This is a genomic window from Moorella mulderi DSM 14980 (genome assembly GCF_001594015.1).
GTDB classification, from domain to species: Bacteria; Bacillota; DSM-521; order Neomoorellales; family Neomoorellaceae; genus Neomoorella; species Neomoorella mulderi.
This window is the reverse complement of record NZ_LTBC01000039.1, coordinates 1-1,897: the sequence shown is the minus strand read 5'-3', so window position 1 is coordinate 1,897 and position 1,897 is coordinate 1. Positions and strand designations below refer to the sequence as shown.

At 49.7% G+C, this 1,897-nt stretch carries 1 protein-coding gene; it reads left to right on the top strand.

Annotated features, from left to right (window positions below; translation table 11 throughout):
- Nucleotides 1-145: 145 nt before the first annotated feature.
- Nucleotides 146-1,834, top strand: a complete 1,689-nt coding sequence (locus tag MOMUL_RS15105; RefSeq protein WP_062286228.1) for an IS1634 family transposase — start codon at nt 146-148, stop codon at nt 1,832-1,834.
- Nucleotides 1,835-1,897: the final 63 nt, after the last annotated feature.

Genomic DNA, 1,897 nt, shown 5'->3' with positions numbered 1-1,897 from the left:
TAACCCATCTTCCGCACCCTGTGAGCAACCCAAAAATAATTTTTACAGGGTGCAGAAGGAAATAAAAGTAGAGAGAATCTTCTAACCAGGAATTTCTAATTGAGTATCGAATCATTCCTCTAAGAGAATTCTGGAGGAATGTTCGATGCCTGTAGCCATCGATAATATGCGCTTCTTCCGGGCCGGTCCCGCAGCCCTTATCGCCAGGTTATGTGACGTTCTGAAGATAGCAGAAATCATTGATGCCGTAGTCGAATGGGACCCGGTCCAGTGCCATCTTTCCCCGGGAAATCGGGTTAAGGCGCTGATCATTAATCTCCTGGTAGACCGAGAGGCCCTCTATCATGTGGAGCGCTTTTATGAGAACCAGGACCTGGAGGTTTTGTTTGGAGCTGAGCAACAGGTCCGGCCTAGAGATTTTAACGATGATGCCCTGGGCCGGGCCCTGGATAAACTCTTCGCCAGCGGCCAGCTGAAGAAGTTGTTCTCCAGCATTGCTTTAACTGCCGCCGCTACCCACAACGTGCCCATTACAGGCATCCATGTGGATACCACCTCCATTTCCGTACAGGGCGCCTATGAGGGCGAAGGAGATTTAGATATAACTTTCGGTTTTAGCAAGGATCATCGTCCTGACCTCAAGCAGTTTCTCATCGGCTTGACCGTAAACAAAGATGGGTTACCCATTTTGGGTCAAAGTCTGGGCGGCAATACCAGTGATAAATCCTGGTACCCTGAGGTTATTGAAGAATTGGTCCAAACATTGAGCCCGGCAAAGCTTAAAGAGGTCATTTTCGTGGCGGACTGCGCCCTGGTAACTAAGGATAACCTGGCTCTTTTGATGCAGGAGGAAGATAACAAACCCGCCCTCCAGTTTATCTCCCTGTTACCGGAGAACTTCGGCCTTAACGAAGAGATTAAGGCCGAAGCCTTCCGAACCGGCACCTGGCAGGAGATCGGAAAACTGAGTTCAAAGAAAGATGCTGCCTACTATAAAAGCCAGAGCTTTGTCCGGGAAATAGGCGGCCATGACTTTCGTTTAATCGTGGTCCACTCCACAACCCTGGATAAACGCAAAGAGAATAGTCTCTTGAAAAAGTGGGCCAAGCAAAGAGAAGTTCTGGAAAAGGCCGCCCAAGCTCTTTCCCGGCGCCCTTTCGCCTGTGAGGCCGACGCCAAAAAAGCCATAGAACTCTTCTTGAGGGAATACCGCCACCAACCTTTCATCCTAAAGGGCACAGTTGATGAAGAAATAGCGAGCAGCTACGTCCGACCTGGGCGGCCCAAAAAAGGAGAGCAGCCCCAGAACACAGTCGTTTACCATGCCCATATTAGAATAGAGGAAGACCGGGAAGCAATGGCCCATGAAAAAGACCTGGCTTCCACCTTTGTCCTCATTACCAATCTCATGGATACCAAAGCTTACCCCGACCGGGCGGTGCTCAAGGAGTATAAGGAACAGAACGCTGTTGAGAGGCAGTTCCGTTTCTTAAAACAGCCGGTCCTCCTGGGGCCCATCTTCCTTAAAAACAAGAACCGGGTAGAAGCTATGTCATTTGTTTTCCAGCTAGCCCTTCTGGTGGCAGCTTACCTGGAGTATCGGGTCAGAAAAAGTCTGGAGCAAGAGGAGTCCCCCTTAATCCTGCCGGGGAAACGTAAGAGTACTAACCCTACAGCACGGGCACTCCTGGAGATGTTTGATTATCTCCTGGTAGTTAAACAGGGTTCGGACCGGGCGTTAATCAACTATCACGGGTCGGAGGTGATTAGAGCCCTTGAACTTGCTGGTTTCGGCAAGGAAATTTACCTTTTCCCACCCCGCGGTGGTGGGTAGGAGTATTTTTTAGTGCTCCAAGTAAACATTGGTAATTATATCCAAAGGTGCGGAATGTGGGAT

Excerpts from the sequence above, each read along its gene's own strand:
- MOMUL_RS15105 (WP_062286228.1), top strand. The coding sequence starts at position 146 with ATGCCTGTAGCCATCGATAATATGCGCTTCTTCCGGGCCGGTCCCGCA.